Annotated in this window: 1 protein-coding gene; it reads left to right on the top strand. The window is 65.8% G+C overall.

Annotation, left to right across the window (positions count from 1 at the left end):
- Window positions 1-462 (top strand): DNA methyltransferase (locus M3183_RS26735; RefSeq protein WP_251475049.1); only part of this gene is annotated, 462 nt, incomplete at both ends.

Raw genomic sequence — 462 nt, 5'->3', positions numbered from 1 at the left:
GCCTCACCATCTGCGAGCCCGCCATGGGCTCCGGCGCCTTCGCCGTGGAGGCTGTGCGCCAGCTCGCGGAGATCTATTTGAAGCTTCGCGAGGACGAACTGGACACCCAGGTCGAACCCGAGCAGCGCACGGTCGAGCTGCAGAAGGTCAAGGCCCACATCGCTCTGCACCAGGTGTACGGTGTGGACTTGAACCCCACCGCGGTGGAGCTCGCCGAGATCTCCCTGTGGTTGGACACCATGACCAGCCAGCTGAAGGCCCCGTGGTTCGGTCTGCACCTGCGCCGTGGCAACTCACTCATCGGTGCACTGCGTTCCACGTATTCCACCGCGCAGCTGAAGAAGCGCGAATGGCTCACCGCTGTCCCGCGCCGGGAGTCCGTCCAGAATCTCGCCGAAGCTATCGACGCCGGCGAGCCCCGCGACGCCAACGCCGCCGGCCGCATCCACCAGTTCCTCTTAC

It is taken from the genome of Neobacillus mesonae (assembly GCF_023715155.1).
GTDB lineage: Bacteria > Bacillota > Bacilli > Bacillales > Cytobacillaceae > Neobacillus > Neobacillus mesonae_A.
Note: the sequence above shows the minus strand (reverse complement) of the source record. Positions and strands in the feature narration are given on the sequence as shown.